The sequence below is a fragment of the Bosea sp. 29B genome, assembly GCF_902506165.1.
In the GTDB taxonomy this organism is placed as follows: domain Bacteria; phylum Pseudomonadota; class Alphaproteobacteria; order Rhizobiales; family Beijerinckiaceae; genus Allobosea.
Genome location: NZ_LR733817.1, coordinates 152,655 through 170,158, shown reverse-complemented (window position 1 = coordinate 170,158; position 17,504 = coordinate 152,655). Strand labels below are relative to the sequence as shown.

The window sequence follows — 17,504 nt, the reverse complement described above, 5'->3', positions numbered from 1 at the left end:
ATACACATACGGCGTATCCAAGAGGTTACCGTGACCGCGTGGATTCGCGCGGATCCGCCGTCGACGCCATCCCGGCAGGAGGCCGAATGCCCAATGCCCGGCGCTTGCCTGGAGACGATGAGATGAACTTTACCCGCCGCACCCTGCTCGCCAGCGCCCTGCTGCTCGGCGCAGGCCTTGCCGCCGGCCCCGCTGCCGCCCAGCCGGCCGAGCGCTCTTTCACCCAGAACGAACTGGTCAGCTCCGGCCACCAGTTCTTCGGCAATGTCTCGCGCGGCTTTGCTCTGACGGTCGAGGAAGCCGTGCGCCGCTGGGGCGAGCCGAACGGCTATGTCCTTGGCCAGGAGGCATCGGGCGCCTTCGTCGGTGGCTTACGCTTTGGCGAGGGCACGCTGTTCACCCGCAATGCCGGCGACCGCAAGGTGTTCTGGCAGGGACCGTCGGTCGGCTTCGATTTCGGCGGCGACGGCGCCCGCACGATGATGCTGGTCTACAACCTGCCGAGCGTCAGCGCGCTCTATCAGCGCTTCGGCGGCGTCGACGGCTCGGTCTATTTCGTCGGCGGGTTCGGCTTCACGGCGCTGACGGCCGGAGGCGTCATGGTCGTGCCGATCCGCACCGGCGTCGGCTGGCGGCTCGGCGTCAACCTCGGCTATCTCAAGTTCACGCCCGAGGCGACCTGGAACCCGTTCTGACCTGATAATTGCCGGCTGCTGGCCTTATCTATCAAGGCATGGCAGCCTGAGCTCGGGCTGATCACAGACATGGGAGCCGCCCCGCCTTGATCGAAGCCGCCATGCTCGTCGCGCTCGGCTTCCTGTCGGCAAGCCTGCTCGCCCTTGCGGCTTTGCCGGCGCTGAGCCGCAGAGCCGACCGGCTGGCTCGGCGCCGGGCCGAGGCCGCATTCCCGCTGTCGCTCGCCGAGATCGCCGCCGACCGCGACCATTTGCGCGCCGAACTGGCGGTCCGCGAACGGGTGCTGGAACAGAAGGCCGAGAGCGGCTTTGCCGCCAAGGCCGGTGCGATGAGCGAGATCGGCCGGCGCGACATGACGATCGGCCGGCTGGAAACCGACCTCGGCGAGCGCAAGCAGCGGATCGAGGCACTCGAGAGCGAGCTTGGACAGAGGACGCAGGATCTGGCGCAGACGCGAGAGACGCTGGCCAGCGAAAGCGCCGGTCACCAGACTACGCAGGCGACCCTGTCGAGCCGCGTCAGCGATCTCGCAGCGGTGGAGGCGCAGCTGGCCGAGACGCGGCAAGCGCTCAGCGGCACCTCGGCCGACCTCGCCGCCCGCAGCCATGAGCTTGCCGAGCTGAGGACGCTGCACGACAAGGCCGGGACGACGCTCGCCGAGCGCGACCAGGCGCTGTCGGCGCTCACCAGCGAACATGACCGACAGCGTGTCGCCCTGGTCGAGGCCGGTACGCTCAGGCTCACGCTGGAGGCCGGGCGCGACGATCTTTCGACTCGCCTCACCACGGCCGAGACGGCGCTGGCCGAGGCGCGTATGAATCTTTCCACCATGAGATTGGACCGCGACAGCGAGAGATTGCGGGCCGACGCGCTTTCGACGCGGGCAAACGAAGCCGAAGCTGCTCTGCGCACGGCCGATGCGAACGCCATCAAGCTCGGCGCCGAGATCGCAAGACAGGAGGCGGCGATGACGCAGGCATCCGCCGAGCATGCTGAGACGCTGGCCAGGATCAAGGCGCTGGAGGGCAGGATCGAGGCTGCCGCTGCGACCGAGGCCCGCCTGAAGGAGCAGATGGCGAGCGAGGCGGTTGCTCATCGTGCTGCTTTGCGCGAGCGCGATGAGATGGCCGAGGCGCTGCATGCCGAGATCGGCACTGTCCAGGGTGCCCGTGACCAGGCTCGTGCCGATCGAGCGGGCTTGAAGCGCGAGCTCGCGGCGCTGCGCAAGCAGAATGGCGGCAAGGCTGCCGGCGAGGCCGCCTTGCGCCAGGAGATCGTCCGGCTGGCCGATGCGCTGCTGGTCGCGTCGGAAAGCCGCGAGGCGGCGGAATAGGCACTTGCCGGCCAGGGCTTTCCACCTCTGCCGAACATGTTCTAGGGAAAGGGGCGGTCGTTTTCGCGGCCGGCGGTTTCGGTTGGGATGATGACGGATATCGTTTGTATCGGTGAGCCCCTCGGCGAGTTCAACGCGACGCGGGGCGAAGCGGGCGCCTACCGTTTCGGCCTCGGCGGCGACACCTCCAATTGCGCGATCGCGGCGGCGCGGCAGGGGGCGAAGGTCGCCTATATCGGCGCGCTCGGCGATGACGAGCCGGGTCGCACGTTCCGGACGGTGTGGGCCGAAGAGGGCGTCGACGACAGGCATGTCTCGACGCACCCCACCGCGCCGACCGGGCTCTATTTCGTCTCCCACGGCCCGCAGGGCCATGTCTTCTCCTATCTGCGCGCCGGCTCGGCCGCGAGCCTCTATGGCCCCGCGCAATTGCCGAAGGAGCTGATCGCCTCGGCCAAGGTGATCCAGGCCTCCGGCATCAGCCAGGCGATCTCGGCGAGCGCTTGCGATGCGGTGTTCGAAGCCTTCGCGATTGCGCGCGAGAACGGCGTGCTCACCGCCTACGACACCAATCTGCGGCTCAAGCTCTGGCCGCTGACGCGGGCGCGGGCGATCGTCCACGCCGCCTGCGAGATGGCCGACATCGTCCTGCCGGGCGACGGCGACGCCAAGCTGCTGACCGGGCTGGAGCAGCCCGACGCCATCGTCGATTTCTATCTCAAGCTTGGCGCCAAGGTCGTCGCGCTGACGCTCGGCCATGAAGGCTCGCTCGTCGCGACGCCGGATAGCCGCCAGCGTTTCGTGCCGATCAAGGTCGATGCGATCGACGCGACCGGTGCCGGCGACTGCTACGACGGCGCCTTCCTGGCCGAATACATCCGCACGGGCGATGCCTTCGCTGCCGGCGCCTATGCCAATGTCGCGGCAGCGCTGTCGACGCAGGGCTACGGCGCGGTAGCACCGTTGCCACGCCGCGCCGACGTGGAAGCGCGTATCACACAAGAGGCGGCCGGCCGGGCATGAGCGTTCCAGTCCTGATGGAAGCGGGCGCGCTGCTCGCCCGCTACGATGTGCTGATCAGCGATGTCTGGGGCGTCGTCCATGACGGCGTGCTGGCACTCGATCCGGCCTGTGACGCCCTGATGCGCTATCGCGAGGGCGGCGGCACCGTGGTGCTGCTCTCGAACGCGCCGGGCCCGTCGGCGCAGGTCACCCACGTGATCGACGGCAAGCGCGTGCCGCGCGCCGCCTGGGACCGGCTGGTGACCTCGGGCGATGTGACGCGCGCCCTGATCGCCGAGACGCATCTGCGCAAGGCCTACCATATCGGCTGGGCGCAGGACCGGGCGGTGTTCGAGGGCTTCGACGTCGAGATCGTCGGCGAGGATGAGGCGGAGTTCGTCGTTGCGACCGAGCTCAACGATTATCGCACGGAGCAGCCGGAGCAGTACCGGCCGCTGCTGTCGCGCTTCGCCAAGCGGGGGCTGCCGTTCATTTGCGGCAATCCCGATCTCGTGGTCCATGTCGGCCATGATCTGCTGCCCTGTGCCGGGGCGCTGGCGACGATCTACGAGGAGCTCGGCGGCCATGTCGCCTGGGCCGGCAAGCCGCACCGCCCGGCTTATGACCTCGCGCTCGCGGCGGCCCGCGAGGCGCGGGGAGGGCGCGATGTCGATCCCGCCCGCGTGCTCGTCATCGGCGATGCCGTGCGTACCGACCTCGCCGGCGCCAGGATGATGGGCTTCGACAGTCTGTTCATCGCCGGCGGCATCCATCGCGACGAGACGATCCGCGACGGCGCTGTCGTTCCCGAAGGGCTCGCACGCGTGCTGGCGGCGCATCGGCCGCTGCCGGTCGCGGCGATGGCGGCGCTGGGCTGATCAGACCGGCGGCGGGTTCGCCTTGCGGATCCGCGCGCCGATCGCGCGATAGAGGCCATCGAGCGGGCGGAAGACGAAACGCACGGTCGAGCGGCCGGGCGGCACCTGCACAGCGCGGAAGATGACATTGGCGCGCAGAAGCTCGGCCGGCTTACCGTCGACCTCGACCTGCCACCAGGGCTGCCAGACATCGTTCAGCACGACGAAGCCGCCGCGCGGCGCCTTGACATCGAGCAGCACCTCGGTCGTGCCGTAATTGCGGATGCGCACGCTGCCCGCCTGGGCCGGGCCGGTGGGCAGCGGTGGCGGCGCCTTGTCGAGGAGGACGGTGCGGCGTGGATCGAAGCCGGCCGGCCATTGCCCGCTCTTCAGGATGGCGTCGAAATCGGCTTGCTGGGCTTCAGTGACGAGGAGCACGCGCGGTAAGGCGCGCGGGTTCTCGTAGACATAGGCGTCCTTGGTGCGCGCGATCTGGACGAGGTCGCCGGGCTTCAGCCGCTTGTCGATCTCCTCGACCGGGACGCCGGTGGCGATGAAGCGCAGGCCGAGCATGTCGGCGAGCAGCGAACGATAGGACGGCATCAGCGGCGAGAAGGTGCGCTGGTCGGGCAAAGCGACATGGTCGCCGGCGCCGGTGGCCTGGCTATAGAGGCCGAGCCGCAGCGGATTGTAGCCCAGCGTGTTGTCGAGCCCGTGAACGAGGCTGGCATTGGGCCAATGGAAATCGATGCCGGCGAGCTCGATGCGGTCACGCCGGTCGGGGCCGGCTGTGCGGGCGGTCTCGCGCTTCAGCAAGGCGATGGTCTCGTTGCCGCTGTCGGCGCGCAGGACCTCGTACATCCCGGCCGGCAAGGCGGTCGATTCGCTCGGGCCGTTGTTGACGCCGAGGTCGACGACCATGGTGATGGCGAGGATGATCGTCGCGGCCATGCCGGCGCCCTGCAAGGCGAGCCCACGTGCTGCGACCAGCGCGCCTGCCACCAGCATCAGGCAGAGCACGGCCGTTACCAGTGGCACGAAGGCGACATGCAGGCGGCCGATCGTCCAGGCGAGCCAGATCGCGGCGGCGAACCCCGTCAGCAGCAGCAGGCTCTCGAGCACGATCTGCCAGCGGCGCGGACGCGGCGCCGTATCGGTCAGGACGAGATGGGTGAGATAGCCGCCGAGGATCGACAGCAGCGCGCCGAGGGTGAAGAGCGCATCGGCCGGGCGGCGGTAGAAGTCGATGCCCGGCAGATGGAAAAGCAGGGCAAAGCCCGGCGTATAGCGGCCGAGCGCGAAGACCAGCACGAGGAGCGCAGCGGCGCTGAGCGCGACGATCTCGCGCCGCAGCAGGGCGCCGCGGACGATGCCGACGCCGACGACGAGCAGGATCGGCAGGAGGCCGAGATAGAGCTCGCCCATATTGCGGGCGAGATAGAGGTCGAGCGGGCCGAAGCGCTTCTCCCAGGCCGGGCTGGGCGGGCCCCAGAAATTCTCCAGCGGCCCCGAGGCGCCGTAGAGATTGGCGACCAGCCCGGTCAGCAGTGAGCCCGGATGCAGCGAGCCCTTGCCGGCCCCGGCGAGATCGATCACCGGCCGGTTCGACTCTTCCGCCAGGACGGCGGTGAGCAGGATCGGAATCGTTGCGACCAGCGTGGCGCCAAGCACCCCGAGCAGCAGCGGCATCAGGCTGGCGCGCAGCGCCGCCAGCGGCTTGTCGGCCATGGCGATGGCGGCGAGCACCAGCCCGGCGAGGACGTAAACGCCGAGCAGCGCGACCTGGTCGCGCCCGAGCACCATGAAGCCGGCGGCGACACCGGCCGCGAAGCCATAGCGCCAGGAGCTGCGTTCGAGCGCGCGCGACAACAGCAGCAGCGTCACCGCGAAATAAGACAGGCTCAGCACCTGGCCGACATGCTGGATGCGCCAGGCGGCGGCTGCACCGAAAGCGAAGGAGAGCGCGCAGACGACCGCTCCGGCCGGGTGCCAGCCGCGATCGCGGAAGAGCAGGACGAGGCAGAGCGCGCCGGCGAGCAAGGAGCCGAGCAGGGCGCCGTCGCTCCAGCGGAAATCCGGCGTCGGATTGAGCAGGGCCATCAGGAAGAAGGGCGGCGAGAAGATCAGCGATTGCGGATCGGCGACCTGCGGCGATCCCGCGAAGACGAAGGGCGTCCAAAACGGCGAGAGGCCCTTGTGCAGGGCGCTGGCGAGGAATTGCAACTGCGGATGGAAATGCGCCTTGGCGTCCCAGGGCACGGTGACCGCGCCGGAGAGCCAGGGCCAGGACAGAGCGAGCCAGCCGGCGCAGACCAGCAGCATCACCCTGGCGGTTGGCCAGGGCGCGGGCGGCGGCTCGGTCTCGTGGTGGTCCCGATCTGGCAGGGGAGCATCGGACATGAGGGCTTCCTGCCCCAGGTCCGGCGCGCGATCAATGCTCGCGCCGGTCAATCCTTGGGCGCAGCACGCGCCATCAACGCGTCCATATCGATGAAGTGGCCGGCGCGATCACGCTTCGAGGCGAGATAGCGGACATTGTGGACGTTCGGGCGGCCCAGAACGCGCTGGGTCGCGGCGACTTCGAGGCCGGCGGCCTTGATTGCCCCGATCTTCAGCGGGTTGTTGGTCAGTGCGGTGACACTGGAGACGCCGAGCTGCTTCAGCATCGCGGCGGCGAAGTCGAAATGGCGCTGGTCGAGATCGAAGCCGAGCACCTCGTCGGCGTCGTAGGTGTCCCAGCCCTGGCTCTGCAGCTTGTAGGCGCGCATCTTGTTGGAGATGCCGTTGCCGCGGCCTTCCTGGTCGAGATAGAGCAGGATGCCGCCCTCGTTCTCGGCCATCCACTGCACGGTCTCGCGCAACTGATCGCCGCAATCGCATTTCAGCGAGCCGAACAGGTCGCCGGTCAGGCAGGCTGAGTGCAGCCGCACCGGCACGGCAGTCGAGAGATCCGGCTTGCCGACGATGATCGCGACCTGGTCGCGCAGGCCCTCGCCGCCGCGGAAGACGACGAACTCGGTCTCCGGTGCGCCCTCGAGCGGCACCGGGGCGCGCCCTACGATCGCAAGGCGCGCGACCTGCGCTGTGCGGTAGCCGTTGATGGCTTCGATCGAGACCTCGATCAGCGGCTCGCCGGCGACCTGCGCGGCCTGGACCGGGACGAGGATCACCGCCGGCAGCACCAACGCGAGGCGGGCGAGTTCGAGCGCGGCGTTGTCGAGCGCACCCGCCGGCCCGACGGGGGCATCGACGCGGGCATCAATCTTCAGGGCGAGCGTCTCGATGCGGGCAAGATCGATTGCCGGCATGGCGAGGATACCGGTCTCGGCGCGACCCTTGGCGCCGAGACGGCGCAGGCGCGCGGCGCTCAGCACGAGGCGAGCCTTGCCGGCGGAGAGGGAATCGAGACGGGCGGTGAGATCGGCCTCGGCGAGCTCGGCCGACAGGGCCAGCGCCAGCTCCTCGCCCTGGCGCAGCAGTACCGGGCGGGCCGCGCGGAACTCGGCGAGAGCGCGGTCGACGGCGACCAGATCGGTTTCACCCGGCCGGTCGAAGAGCTTACGCGACTGAGGCATCGGAAAGTCCGTCAGATTGCGCCCGAAGGCGCGGAGGAATGTGAGCTAGCTACGCGCGTCTCGCCTGGACAGATGCATCCGATGCAACACCGCGTTCCTATAACGTATCCGTTCCGGCGTGGTTCCCAAGACAGCACCCGCAACCGCCTGATCGGCAGCCGATTGCAGACTGGCCTATAAAAGCGCGAGATTGAACACCAGATGAATAGTCGTGGCAGCGGGCCCTGACCAGATATGGCGAGCGGGAGCGCGTAAGGGAAATGACGCAGGGGCATGACCCGGTAACGCCAGGCGCGGGACGCGTCACCGTCTACAGTCCGGCGGCGCGCGCGCTGCACTGGATCACGGTCGCGGCGGTGTTCGTGATGATCCCGCTCGGGCTCGCCATGACCTATCGCGGCAACACGCTCGACATCTGGGACAGGGTGACCGATGCGCTCTATTCGACGCACAAGTCGATCGGCTTCCTCGTGCTCTGGCTCAGCGCCGGCCGGCTGATCTATAGGCTGGTCCATGGCGCACCGTCTGACGAGCCGACGCTGGAATGGTGGCAGAAGGCCGCCTCGCATCTCGTGCATTGGGCGCTCTACGGGCTGCTGCTGATCGTGCCGCTGCTCGGCTGGATCGGTGTCTCGCTCTTCCCGTCGCTGACGGTGTTCAACCTGTTCGACCTGCCGGCGCTGACTGCGCCGAACGAGGAGGTCGCCAAGCGCGTGCTCTCCATCCATGGCTGGCTTGCGATCCTTCTGGCGCTGCTGGCCTGTGCGCATATCGGCGCGGCGCTGTTCCACTATTTCATCCGCAAGGACGGCGTGCTGCGCCGGATGCTGCCGGGGCTGAAATAGGGCTCACCACTCCGCAGGCGGCGCGTTTCCCTCGATGATCTCCGCCAGCCGACGGCGTGTGCCCGGTGTTGTCCTGTCCGGCAGGGCCGAAAGCGGGAAGAAGCGCGCCTCGGCGATCTCATGGTCCGGCTGCTTCGGCGCGCCCTGCGTGAACGCGCGCACGATAAAGACGGCGACATGGTCGCGCACGGAGACATGGCGGTTGAGAAAGACCCCGTGCAGCAGCGCCGGGCCGGTCAGCGCGATATTGGCCTCCTCGCGCAGTTCCTTCGCGAGAGCGTCGAGAAGCGTCTCGTCCGGCTCGACGCCGCCGCCGGGCATATGCCAGCCCGGCGTATAGGTGTGGCGTACCAAAAGGACCTCGCCAGCCTCGCTCAGCACGGCGGCGCGGACGCCGAGCGTCATACCGCGGCGCAGACGGAAATAGAGGTGCAAGGTCTTCCCGGCTAGTCGCCGCAGCCCGCTCGGCACCCGTTCGATCGCCGATGCCCCGGAGCGCGGGCCGGATCCGTCCTCGCTGCTCACGATGTGGGCAAATCCTGATGCCGGGTTAATTGTCTATGCAATGAACGCATAACGGAACTCTGTTTGCCCTCTCGATATAACACAAACGCGCCTTAAATAGGGTTCACAAGCTCACGCCGTTACCGCTGGGGAAATTACCATGCTTCTCGCTTTCATCACTGCCCGTCTGAACGCCAAGCCCCGCTTCGTCTGGAAGCCGGCTGTCACCCTGACCGATCCGCGCATCGTTTCGGAGCTGATGGGCTCGGCCAACTGAGCCTTTCAGGCTGCGTCATCTTCGCCCGCCGCCACCGTCGCGCTTGACGGGGCGCGGGCGTTGAATGCAAGCGCTGGAGTGTGTTCACGCTCGCGCATCTCTCCGACCCGCATCTGGGGCCGCTGACCAAGTTCTCGCTGCGCGAGCTGATCGGCAAGCGTGCGACCGGATATGTCAACTGGCGACGCAAGCGGCGCCATGCCCATGACATGGAAATCCTCGGGCTGATCGTCGCCGACATCCTGGCGCAGAAGCCCGACCACATCGCCTGCACCGGCGATGTCTCGCATATCGGCCTGCCGACCGAGTTCAAGACGGCGCTCTCCTTCCTCGATACGCTCGGCCCGCGCGACGCGGTCAGCTTCGTGCCGGGCAATCACGATTGCTATGCGCGCTCGTCACTGTCGGCGCTGGCGCGTGAGCTTGCGCCTTGGTGTGCCAGCGATGGCGGAGAAGCCGGCTATCCCTGGTATCGCCAGCGCGGGCCGGTCGCGCTGATCGGGATGAACACCGGCATTCCGACCATGCCGCTGATGGCGACCGGGCGCGTCGGCTCGGCTCAGATCGCCGTCACCGAGAAGCTGCTGGCGCAAGCCAAGGCCGATGGGCTGATCCGCGTGGTACTGATCCACCATCCGCCCTATGTCGGCGGCGCGCGGCGTACGCGCGAGCTGGTCGATGCCGACGCCTTCGAGGCGATGCTGCGCCGGGTGGGGGCGGAGCTCGTCCTGCACGGCCATAACCACCGCTTCTCGCTGGCCTGGCGACCTGGCCTCGATCATGACGTGCCGATCGTCGGCGTGCCTTCGGCCTCAATCGGCCTGCGCGGCGGTCATGCCGAACTCGCCTGCTGGCACCTGCTGCGCATCGAAGGGCCGCCGACGGCCCCTCGCATCAGCCTGGAGCGCCGTGCCTTCGATCTCGACGGCACGGTCAAGTTGCTGCAGTCGATGCCGCTGACGGGCGGAGGGCTGGTCTAGCCGTCATTCTCGGGCGGAGCGAAGCGTGGACCCGAGAATCTCAGGATGAGAAGGCGCTGAGCGGAGCCTCCTCCAGCGAGAGATACTCGGGTCAAGCCCGAGCATGACGCGCTTCTTAAACGCAGCGGCCGCCGTCGACCGCCAGGATCGAGCCGGTGACCATTTCGGACTCGTCCGAGCACAGGAACAGCGCGGCGTTGGCGATGTCCTGCGGCGTCGAGAAACGGCCCCAGGGAATCGTCGCGGTGAAGGCCTTGCGCTTCTCCGGCGTGTCTTCGCCCATGAAGGTCGCGAGCAACGGCGTCTCGCCGGCGACAGGGGCGATGGCGTTGACGCGAATCCTGTCCGGCGCGAGTTCGACCGCCATCGATTTGGAGAGCAGGTTCGCGGCGCCCTTCGAGCCGTTGTACCAGGTCAGGCCCGGGCGAGGGCGCACGCCGGCGGTCGAGCCGATATTGAGGATGACGCCGCCACCATGCTCGCGGAAATGCGGCACCGTCGCCCTGGCCATCAGGAAGATCGACTTCACGTTGACGTCGAAGACGCGGTCGAACTCGGCCTCGGTGACATCCAGCATCGGCTGGTTGCGATGGCTGATGCCGGCATTGTTGACGACGATGTCGAGCCGCTCGAAGCGCTTGATCACCTTGGCCACTGCAGCATCGACGCTCTTGGCCTTGCCGACATCGCAGGCGACGGCGAAGGCCTTGCGGCCGATCGCCTTGGCGGCCTCACGGGCCTTGTCGCCGTTGATGTCGAGCACCGCGACCCGTGCGCCCTCGCGCACGAAGGTCTCGGCGATGCCGAGGCCAAAGCCCTGCGCCGCGCCGGTGATCAGCGCCGTCTTGCCCTTGAGTCTCATGGTGTTCCCTCGGAAAGCATTTTGCCGAGTGACTGTGGGGCGATTTGACGGCCGAGATAAATACGCTTTCGCGATTGGCCGGATAGCGGAATTGTATGGGGTGTGTGCGCCATTCTCGGGCGGAGCGAAGCGCAGACCCGAGAAACTCGTGGCGAGAAGGCGCTGACCGGGCCTCTCTCGGCCTGAGATGCTCGGGTCAAGCCCGAGCATGACGCCTGTCTCAGGCCTCGATCTCCTCGCGCAGCATTTCCAGCTCGAGCCAGCGCTCCTCGGTCTGCGCGATCTCGCGCGTGACCTCGTCGAGCCTCGCCGTCGCCTTGGCGAAGAGTTTTGGATCGCGGGTGTAGAGGTCGCCGGCCAGCGCCGTATTGAGCTTGCCGGCTTCGGCCTGCAGCTTCTCGAGCTGCTGCGGCAGGGTCTTCAGCGCATGCTGCTCGTTGAAGGAGAGCTTGCGCTTCGCAGCAGCGGTACTGGCTGTTGGAGCGGGCGTCGCTGACGCCGTTGCCGATCCCTTCATCGGAACGGCCCGTGCCTTGGCTCCGACGCCACGGCCGCGCTGGGCCAGCATGTCGGAATAGCCGCCGGCGAACTCGGTCCAGACGCCGTCGCCATCCGAGATTAGGGTCGAGGAGACAACCCGGTCCAGGAAGTCGCGGTCATGGCTGACCAGCAGGACGGTGCCGCCATAGTCGGCGAGCAATTCCTGCAGGAGGTCGAGCGTCTCGATGTCGAGATCGTTGGTCGGTTCGTCGAGCACCAGCAGGTTGGAGGGCTTGGCGAGGGCGCGCGCCAGCATCAGCCGGCCACGTTCGCCGCCGGAAAGCGCGCCGACCGCGGTGCCGCGCTGGATCGGCTGGAACAGGAAGTCCTTCATGTAGCTGATGACATGGCGCGGCGTGCCGCCGACCATGACCTGGTCCGAGCCGCCGCCAGTCAGCGCGTCGCCAAGCGGAGTCGCCGGGTCGAGGCTTTCGCGACGCTGGTCGAGCGTCACCATTTCGAGGGTGGCGCCGAGCTTGACCTTGCCTGAATCGGGCTTCAGCGCGCCGGTGAGCAGGTTGATCAGCGTCGTCTTGCCGGCGCCGTTGGGACCGACGATGCCGATGCAGTCGCCGCGGGCGACGCGCAGCGAGAAATCCTTGACCACCGGCCGGCCGTCATAGGCCTTGGCGATGTCGACGGCCTCGATCACCAGCTTGCCGGAGGCCTGTGCCTCGCTCGCTTCGAGCCGGACGGAGCCGACGGCGTGACGGGCGGTACGGCGCTGCTCGCGCAGGCCATGCAGTTCGCCGAGCCGGCGCTGATTGCGGGTGCGCCGGGCACTGACGCCATAGCGCAGCCAGTCCTCCTCGCGGGCGATCTTGCGGTCGAGCTTGTGCCGGTCGAGTTCCTCCTGCGCCAGCACCTCGTCGCGCCAGGCCTCGAACTCGCCGAAGCCGCGCTCGACGCGCCGGGTGACGCCGCGGTCGAGCCAGATCGTGGCGCGCGAGAGCGAGCTCAGGAAGCGGCGGTCATGGCTGATCAGCACCATGGCCGAGCGCAGGGATTTCAGCTCCTGCTCGAGCCATTCGATCACCGGCAGGTCGAGATGGTTGGTCGGCTCGTCGAGCAAGAGGATATCGGGCTCGGGCGCGAGCACGCGGGCAAGCGCGGCGCGGCGTGATTCGCCGCCCGACATGCTGGCGGGGTCTTCCTCGCCCGTCAGGCCCAGTTCCTCGATCAGGTACTGCGCGCGATAGGCGTCGTCGCCGGGACCCAGGCCCGCCTCGACATAGGCGAGCGAGGTCTTGTAGCCGGAGAAGTCGGGCTCCTGGGGCAGATAGCGGATGGTCGCGCCCGGCTGGACGAACCGTTCGGCGCTGTCGGGCTCGACGATGCCGGCCACGATCTTGAGCAGGGTCGACTTGCCGGAGCCGTTGCGGCCGACCAGGCAGACCCGCTCGCCGGCCGAGACAGCGATTTCCGCGCCCTCCAGCAAGGGTTGGCCGCCGAAGGTGAGCGCGACGTCGCGAAGGTGGAGCAAAGGAGCCATGGCGGGCGGGATATCGCATCGGGCCGAAAAGTGGAAACCACTTTTCGGAAGAACCCGATGCGAAACCAAATCGATAGATCGCCGTTACCGCGTCCTGTCGGACGCGCGGCGATCTATTGCGGCGGCCCGCCTGTCACCATGCCGGGCCTTGCAGCGCGACCAAGCTTGATCCACTATGAGATACGTTTTGTATCTCATATGAGATAAGAGCCATGAGACAGCCGGCCCTGCGCAAGCCCAGAACCGCCCGCATCGGCGACAATGGTGGCCCGCCGCTCGAGGAGAAGAAGCGCAAGCCGGCGACCGATAAAGGCGAGATCGGCCGCACTTTCGACTGGCGCTTCGCCCATCGCAAGGCCTGGAAGAAGCCGCGCGAGATCACGCTCAGGCGGCAGGAGCGAGCCGAGGCGCTCGGTCTCACCTATGAGGAATATACGCTCGAAGTGCTGGAGCGCGGCTATTTCCCGCAGGAACAGCATGTCGAGACGATCGTCGCCAAGCGGCCGGAGCGCCGGCGCGATGGTGGCGTGGTCGGGCAGTCGCTGAAGGGGATGCGGTTGAAGAAGTAGGGCGATCGAGCCCAATATCCCCCTCAGCCCTCATCCTGAGGAGCGGACGTCAGTCCGCGTCTCGAAGGATGGTCCAGCTGGTTCCGGAGCCTCCTGGAGCATCCTTCGAGACGCCGCTGCGCGGCTCCTCAGGATGAGGGCTTTGGGAGGTTCGAATGACCTAAGCCCGCAACGCCCGCCGTACCGCCTTCGTCATCGGCCGCTCGAACCATTGGTAGACCGCGAGCGCCGCGAGCACGGCTGCCACCAGCGCAAGCACGATAAAGAAGCCTGTCGCGCTCGGTGCGAGACGGGCGAAGACTTCGCGCAGTGCCCGCATCGCAAAGGGGTGGACGAGGTAGAGCGCATAGGAGGCGTCACCGAGCAGTGCGAGCGAGCGCACCAGCGCCGACGGGGCGGTGACGTTGCGTCCGCAGGCCGCGGCTGCGACGAGGAGCAGCGCACCGGGACCGCGCAGGGCAAGCGCGCCCCAGGAGGTCTGGGCCCAGCCATCGCCAGAGGCGAGCACGAAGAGGGCGATGCCTGCTGCCGCCATCAGCCAGCGCAGGCGGCCATCGAGCCTGAGGCCGTTCTGCCGGAGCAGGCCGACCGCCATGCCCGCGGCGAACTCGAGCACGATCGGCTGGCCCCAGAAGCTGAAGGGCAGGACGAGCGGTCCGGCCAGAGCCTGCGCTCCGACCAGCCCGGCGAGCGCCACAGTCACGAGCGGCACGACCAGCCGCCCCGGCGCGAGCAGCGCTGCGCCAAACAGGACGTAGAACAGCATCTCGTAGTTCAGCGTCCAGCCGAGCGAATAGACCGGCTGCAGCTCGCCCGCCGCATTCGCCGTTGGCCAGAACAGATAGGAGGCGGCGATCTGCTGGAGATTCGGCGCGCCGGAATTGAGCAGCGCGGGCGAGGCGAGAAGCACGACGAGGAAGAGCGTGGTCGCGGCCCAGTAGAGCGGCACGATCCGGGCGATGCGCCGGGCGATGAACAGGTGCGCTCCGTCCGGCTTGCCGAACAACCCCGCCGAGGAATGCACCATGATGAAGCCGGAGATGACGAAGAACAGGTCGACGCCCGCACTCCAGGGCAAGGCATGCGAGGGCGTGAAGGCGGTGCCGGCCCTGGCCGCGAGAAAGCCGGCATCGGCCTGGACGTGATGGACCGCGACCATCAGCGCCGCGAGCGCGCGCAGGACCTGGATGCCGTAGAGCTGGGGCAAGGCTGGGAATCGTCTTCGAATAGGGGCGGGTGAGCGCGGGAGCGCTCAGGCAAACCACAAGCGCGCGGGATCGTCGAGGCCGAAGCGGCCGGAAGCTGCGGCGATGGCGGCGAGTCCCTGTTCGGCGGGATCATCGGCAGTGATGACGTTGAGCGCGAAGCGGGCGGCGAGATCCTCGACCGGCGGCTTGCCGGCGAAGACAGCGTGGATCGTCGCCTTGTCGGCGAGCGGCAGGATGCGCGGCGCGATTCCGCCTGCCAGGTAGACGCCGCCCGTCGCCTTGAAGCCGAGCGCGAGATCGCCGGCGACGCGGGCCAGCAGCCGCCAGAAGCAGATCACGGCCATCAGTGCGCCGGGATTGCCGTCTAGCGCCAGCGCGCTCACGTCGGCGGCGCTGACATCGGGCTCGGCGACGTCGGACTGGCGCATCACCGCGCGATGGAAGCGGATGAGGCCGCTGCCGCTGAGCAATTCCTCGATCGTGACGCGCGGGATGCCCTCGGCCAGCGCCGGCCAGAGCTTCACCTCGGTCGGATCCTCCGGGCCGATGCCGATATGGCCGCATTCGGTCGGCACCAGCATGCCGGTGTCGCCGCGCCGCAAGAGGGCGGCAGCGCCGAAGCCGGTGCCGGGGCCGAGCACGAGGCGCGGGCCCTCGGGTTCCGGCTGGCCGCGGACGAGATTGAACAGATCGCGGTCCCTGAGCACGGCCAGCGAAGCGGCGATCGCCTCGAAATCATTGACCAGCAAGCCCTGCTCGAAGCCGAGCGCGCGGCCGAGCTCCGGCCCGTCGAAATACCAGCTGGCATTGGTGAGCTGGGCCTTGCGCCCATCCAGCGGGCCGGCGACGGCGAGGATGGCCGAGCGCGGCTTTACCGTCAGCGTCGACAGCACCGAGCCCAGCGCCGCCTCGGGCGTCGGATGTGCACCTGTGCTGATCCGGGCCAGCGGCTCATGCAGGGCGCCGGGGGTCGGCACCAGCGAGAGCCGGCAATTGGTGCCGCCGATATCGGCGACGAGAACCGGATGGGGGAAGCGGGGGCCGCTCACGCGTGCTTCTTCCAGGGCGAGAACCAGCCGAGGCCTTCGAGCGTGCCGGCACGGGGACGATACTCGCAGCCGACGAAGCCGGGATAGCCGAGCGAATCGAGCTGGGCGAACAGCGCGGGATAGTCGGGCCGCGTGCCGTCCGGCTCGTGCCGGCCCTCGGCATTGGCGATCTGGACATGGCCGACCAGCGGGTAGAGCGCTTCCAGCCTTGCCCCGACATCGCCGTGGATCAGCTCGCAATGATACATGTCGAACTGCAGCTTGACGTTCGGCCGGCCGGATTCGCGGACATAGGCCGCAGCCTGGTCGAAATCGTTGAGGAAATAGCCCGGCATGTCCTTGCCGTTGATCGGCTCGAGCAGGAGGTCGATGCCGTGTTCGGCCAGCTTGTCGGCGGCATAGGCGAGCGAGGCGCGATAGGCCGTCTGGGCTGCGGGATCGTTCGGATCGGTGAGGCCGGCCATCATGTGCAGGCGCTTGACCCCGGTCTCGTGGACATAGGCCAGCGCCGTCTCGACGCCAGCCCGGAACTCCTCCTCGCGACCGGGCAGGGCGGCCATGCCGCGCTCGCCCTTGGCCCAGTCGCCGGGTGGCAGGTTGAACAGCGCCTGCTCGAGTTCGCCGCCGGCAAGCGCCAGGCCGACCTTCTCCGGCGCGTGCTCATAGGGGAACAGGAACTCGACCGATTCGAATCCGGCCTCGGCTGCCGCCTTGAAGCGGTCGAGGAATTCCCACTCGTTGAACATCATCGAGAGATTGGCGGCAAAACGCGGCATTGGTCGGTCTCGTCAGTCGGATCGAGGCGGCAGGCTAGCCCGTCAGGACGGGCCCGTCATCGATAACCTGCTTGGGTGGGAGAGAGTTCCGTCCTGTCAGACGCCGAGCAGGCGCGGCAGGGACGAGGCCAGCAGTGCGATGCCCGACAGCGTCAGCAAGGTCAGCACGATGCGGCGGAAGGCCTGCTCGCTGATGCCGATATAGAGCTTTCCGCCGAGCAGCGAGGGGATCAGCATCGCCGGCGCGACGATGGCGAAGGCCGGCCACATCGCGCGCGTGACGTTCCCTGCCAGGACATAGCCGAGCATGGTCGCGGCGAGCATGGTCAGGTTGAAGTTCTGGACGATGGAGCGCTGCGTATCTTTGTCCATCCGGCGAAGTGAGCACCACAGCGTCGGCAGGACGCCGGTGAAACCGCCGAAGCCGCCCATGATGCCGCCGCCGAGCCCGATCGCGCCGTCGGCCAGACGCCCGCCGAAGCGGACCGGCGGCAGATGCGGGGCGAACAGCATAATCGGACACCAGACGGCCAAGAGGATGCCGAGTCCGGCCTTGAACAGATTGGGCTCGACCAGCGGCAACAGCAGGACGCCGACCGGGATACCGGCAAGGCCACCGAGCAGGAAAGGCCAGAGCCGGGCGAAATCGAAGCCGCGGCGCACCGTCACGGCCGCGATGGTCTGGCCGGTCAGCCCGCCGAACACAGCCATGACCGCGGCAAGCTTGGGATCGAGCGTCCAGGCCCAGACCGACATGGCGACGAGGCTGAAGGCGAAGCCGGAGAGGCCCTGCACGAAGCCGGCAAGAGCGGCGCCGAGGGCGAGGGTCAGGATGGTGGAGGTGTCCATGGGCCGGGCTGATCGATCACTCGTGTCGATAATCAAGTGCTGGTCGTCCCGGGCGACCATAGGGAGACCCGGGACCCATTCCTGAACCTA

General features: G+C 68.0%; 16 protein-coding genes. 7 read left to right on the top strand and 9 right to left on the bottom strand.

Annotated features, from left to right (window positions below; translation table 11 throughout):
* The first annotated feature begins 122 nt into the window (after window positions 1-122).
* From GV161_RS00910 to GV161_RS00895, 4 genes are all read left to right on the top strand, one after another.
* Window positions 123-695 carry a DUF1134 domain-containing protein gene (locus GV161_RS00910; RefSeq protein ID WP_091839135.1) on the top strand — a complete coding sequence of 191 codons (573 nt, stop codon included), beginning with the start codon at window positions 123-125 and terminating at the stop codon, window positions 693-695.
* 86 nt (window positions 696-781) lie between these two features.
* Window positions 782-2,029, top strand: a complete 1,248-nt coding sequence (locus GV161_RS00905; protein WP_152012275.1) for a hypothetical protein — start codon at window positions 782-784, stop codon at window positions 2,027-2,029.
* 90 nt (window positions 2,030-2,119) lie between these two features.
* Window positions 2,120-3,052: a sugar kinase gene (locus tag GV161_RS00900; protein ID WP_152012276.1), complete on the top strand. Its 933-nt coding sequence runs from the start codon at window positions 2,120-2,122 to the stop codon at window positions 3,050-3,052.
* Window positions 3,049-3,909 carry a TIGR01459 family HAD-type hydrolase gene (locus tag GV161_RS00895; RefSeq protein ID WP_152012277.1) on the top strand — a complete coding sequence of 287 codons (861 nt, stop codon included), beginning with the start codon at window positions 3,049-3,051 and terminating at the stop codon, window positions 3,907-3,909. The genes GV161_RS00900 and GV161_RS00895 overlap by 4 nt, the downstream gene beginning before the upstream one ends.
* On the opposite strand, the gene GV161_RS00890 is transcribed toward GV161_RS00895, so the two are convergent.
* Both GV161_RS00890 and ribA read right to left on the bottom strand, forming a co-directional pair.
* Window positions 3,910-6,288, bottom strand: coding sequence for a hypothetical protein (locus GV161_RS00890; protein WP_152012278.1), 2,379 nt, complete (start codon window positions 6,286-6,288; stop codon window positions 3,910-3,912).
* A 47-nt stretch (window positions 6,289-6,335) separates the two neighbouring features.
* The gene (gene ribA / locus GV161_RS00885; RefSeq protein WP_152012279.1) at window positions 6,336-7,463 is read right to left on the bottom strand and encodes a GTP cyclohydrolase II RibA; all 1,128 of its coding nucleotides are present in this window, start codon (window positions 7,461-7,463) and stop codon (window positions 6,336-6,338) included.
* Between the two features lie 260 nt (window positions 7,464-7,723).
* On the opposite strand from ribA, the gene GV161_RS00880 reads away from it, so the two are divergent.
* Window positions 7,724-8,308 carry a cytochrome b gene (locus tag GV161_RS00880; protein ID WP_152012280.1) on the top strand — a complete coding sequence of 195 codons (585 nt, stop codon included), beginning with the start codon at window positions 7,724-7,726 and terminating at the stop codon, window positions 8,306-8,308.
* Window positions 8,309-8,311: 3 nt separating this feature from the next.
* Here the strand turns inward: GV161_RS00880 and GV161_RS00875 are convergent, their stop codons facing one another.
* Window positions 8,312-8,779: an NUDIX domain-containing protein gene (locus tag GV161_RS00875; RefSeq protein ID WP_152012492.1), complete on the bottom strand. Its 468-nt coding sequence runs from the start codon at window positions 8,777-8,779 to the stop codon at window positions 8,312-8,314.
* A 390-nt stretch (window positions 8,780-9,169) separates the two neighbouring features.
* Here GV161_RS00875 and GV161_RS00870 point away from each other — a divergent pair, with 390 nt between their 5' ends.
* Entirely contained in the window at window positions 9,170-10,069 is a 900-nt protein-coding gene (locus GV161_RS00870) for a metallophosphoesterase (RefSeq protein ID WP_152012281.1), read from the top strand.
* A gap of 115 nt (window positions 10,070-10,184) precedes the next feature.
* Here the strand turns inward: GV161_RS00870 and GV161_RS00865 are convergent, their stop codons facing one another.
* Both GV161_RS00865 and GV161_RS00860 read right to left on the bottom strand, forming a co-directional pair.
* Entirely contained in the window at window positions 10,185-10,931 is a 747-nt protein-coding gene (locus tag GV161_RS00865) for a glucose 1-dehydrogenase (protein WP_091839171.1), read from the bottom strand.
* A gap of 220 nt (window positions 10,932-11,151) precedes the next feature.
* Window positions 11,152-12,963 (bottom strand): ATP-binding cassette domain-containing protein, encoded by a 1,812-nt coding sequence (locus GV161_RS00860; protein ID WP_152012282.1) that lies wholly within the window; start codon window positions 12,961-12,963, stop codon window positions 11,152-11,154.
* A gap of 212 nt (window positions 12,964-13,175) precedes the next feature.
* Between GV161_RS00860 and GV161_RS00855 the strand changes: the two genes are divergently transcribed.
* Window positions 13,176-13,532, top strand: a complete 357-nt coding sequence (locus tag GV161_RS00855) for a hypothetical protein (protein ID WP_152012283.1) — start codon at window positions 13,176-13,178, stop codon at window positions 13,530-13,532.
* Window positions 13,533-13,692: 160 nt separating this feature from the next.
* Here the strand turns inward: GV161_RS00855 and GV161_RS00850 are convergent, their stop codons facing one another.
* From GV161_RS00850 to GV161_RS00835, 4 genes are all read right to left on the bottom strand, one after another.
* Entirely contained in the window at window positions 13,693-14,739 is a 1,047-nt protein-coding gene (locus GV161_RS00850) for an acyltransferase (protein WP_244623892.1), read from the bottom strand.
* A 45-nt stretch (window positions 14,740-14,784) separates the two neighbouring features.
* The gene (locus GV161_RS00845; protein ID WP_159650087.1) at window positions 14,785-15,789 is read right to left on the bottom strand and encodes a glucokinase; all 1,005 of its coding nucleotides are present in this window, start codon (window positions 15,787-15,789) and stop codon (window positions 14,785-14,787) included.
* Window positions 15,786-16,565 carry a 2-oxo-tetronate isomerase gene (gene otnI / locus GV161_RS00840; RefSeq protein ID WP_152012285.1) on the bottom strand — a complete coding sequence of 260 codons (780 nt, stop codon included), beginning with the start codon at window positions 16,563-16,565 and terminating at the stop codon, window positions 15,786-15,788. Before otnI ends, GV161_RS00845 begins: the two co-directional genes overlap by 4 nt.
* 96 nt (window positions 16,566-16,661) lie before the next feature.
* The gene (locus GV161_RS00835; protein ID WP_152012286.1) at window positions 16,662-17,414 is read right to left on the bottom strand and encodes a sulfite exporter TauE/SafE family protein; all 753 of its coding nucleotides are present in this window, start codon (window positions 17,412-17,414) and stop codon (window positions 16,662-16,664) included.
* Window positions 17,415-17,504: the final 90 nt, after the last annotated feature.

Bases quoted from the DNA above. Each gene is read 5' to 3' on its own strand.
- GV161_RS00910 (WP_091839135.1), top strand. From the start codon at position 123: ATGAACTTTACCCGCCGCACCCTGCTCGCCAGCGCCCTGCTGCTCGGC.
- GV161_RS00900 (WP_152012276.1), top strand. From the start codon at position 2,120: ATGACGGATATCGTTTGTATCGGTGAGCCCCTCGGCGAGTTCAACGCG.
- GV161_RS00895 (WP_152012277.1), top strand. From the start codon at position 3,049: ATGAGCGTTCCAGTCCTGATGGAAGCGGGCGCGCTGCTCGCCCGCTAC.
- GV161_RS00890 (WP_152012278.1), bottom strand. From the start codon at position 6,288: ATGTCCGATGCTCCCCTGCCAGATCGGGACCACCACGAGACCGAGCCG.
- ribA (WP_152012279.1), bottom strand. From the start codon at position 7,463: ATGCCTCAGTCGCGTAAGCTCTTCGACCGGCCGGGTGAAACCGATCTG.
- GV161_RS00880 (WP_152012280.1), top strand. From the start codon at position 7,724: ATGACGCAGGGGCATGACCCGGTAACGCCAGGCGCGGGACGCGTCACC.
- GV161_RS00865 (WP_091839171.1), bottom strand. From the start codon at position 10,931: ATGAGACTCAAGGGCAAGACGGCGCTGATCACCGGCGCGGCGCAGGGC.
- GV161_RS00860 (WP_152012282.1), bottom strand. From the start codon at position 12,963: ATGGCTCCTTTGCTCCACCTTCGCGACGTCGCGCTCACCTTCGGCGGC.
- GV161_RS00855 (WP_152012283.1), top strand. From the start codon at position 13,176: ATGAGACAGCCGGCCCTGCGCAAGCCCAGAACCGCCCGCATCGGCGAC.
- otnI (WP_152012285.1), bottom strand. From the start codon at position 16,565: ATGCCGCGTTTTGCCGCCAATCTCTCGATGATGTTCAACGAGTGGGAA.
- GV161_RS00835 (WP_152012286.1), bottom strand. From the start codon at position 17,414: ATGGACACCTCCACCATCCTGACCCTCGCCCTCGGCGCCGCTCTTGCC.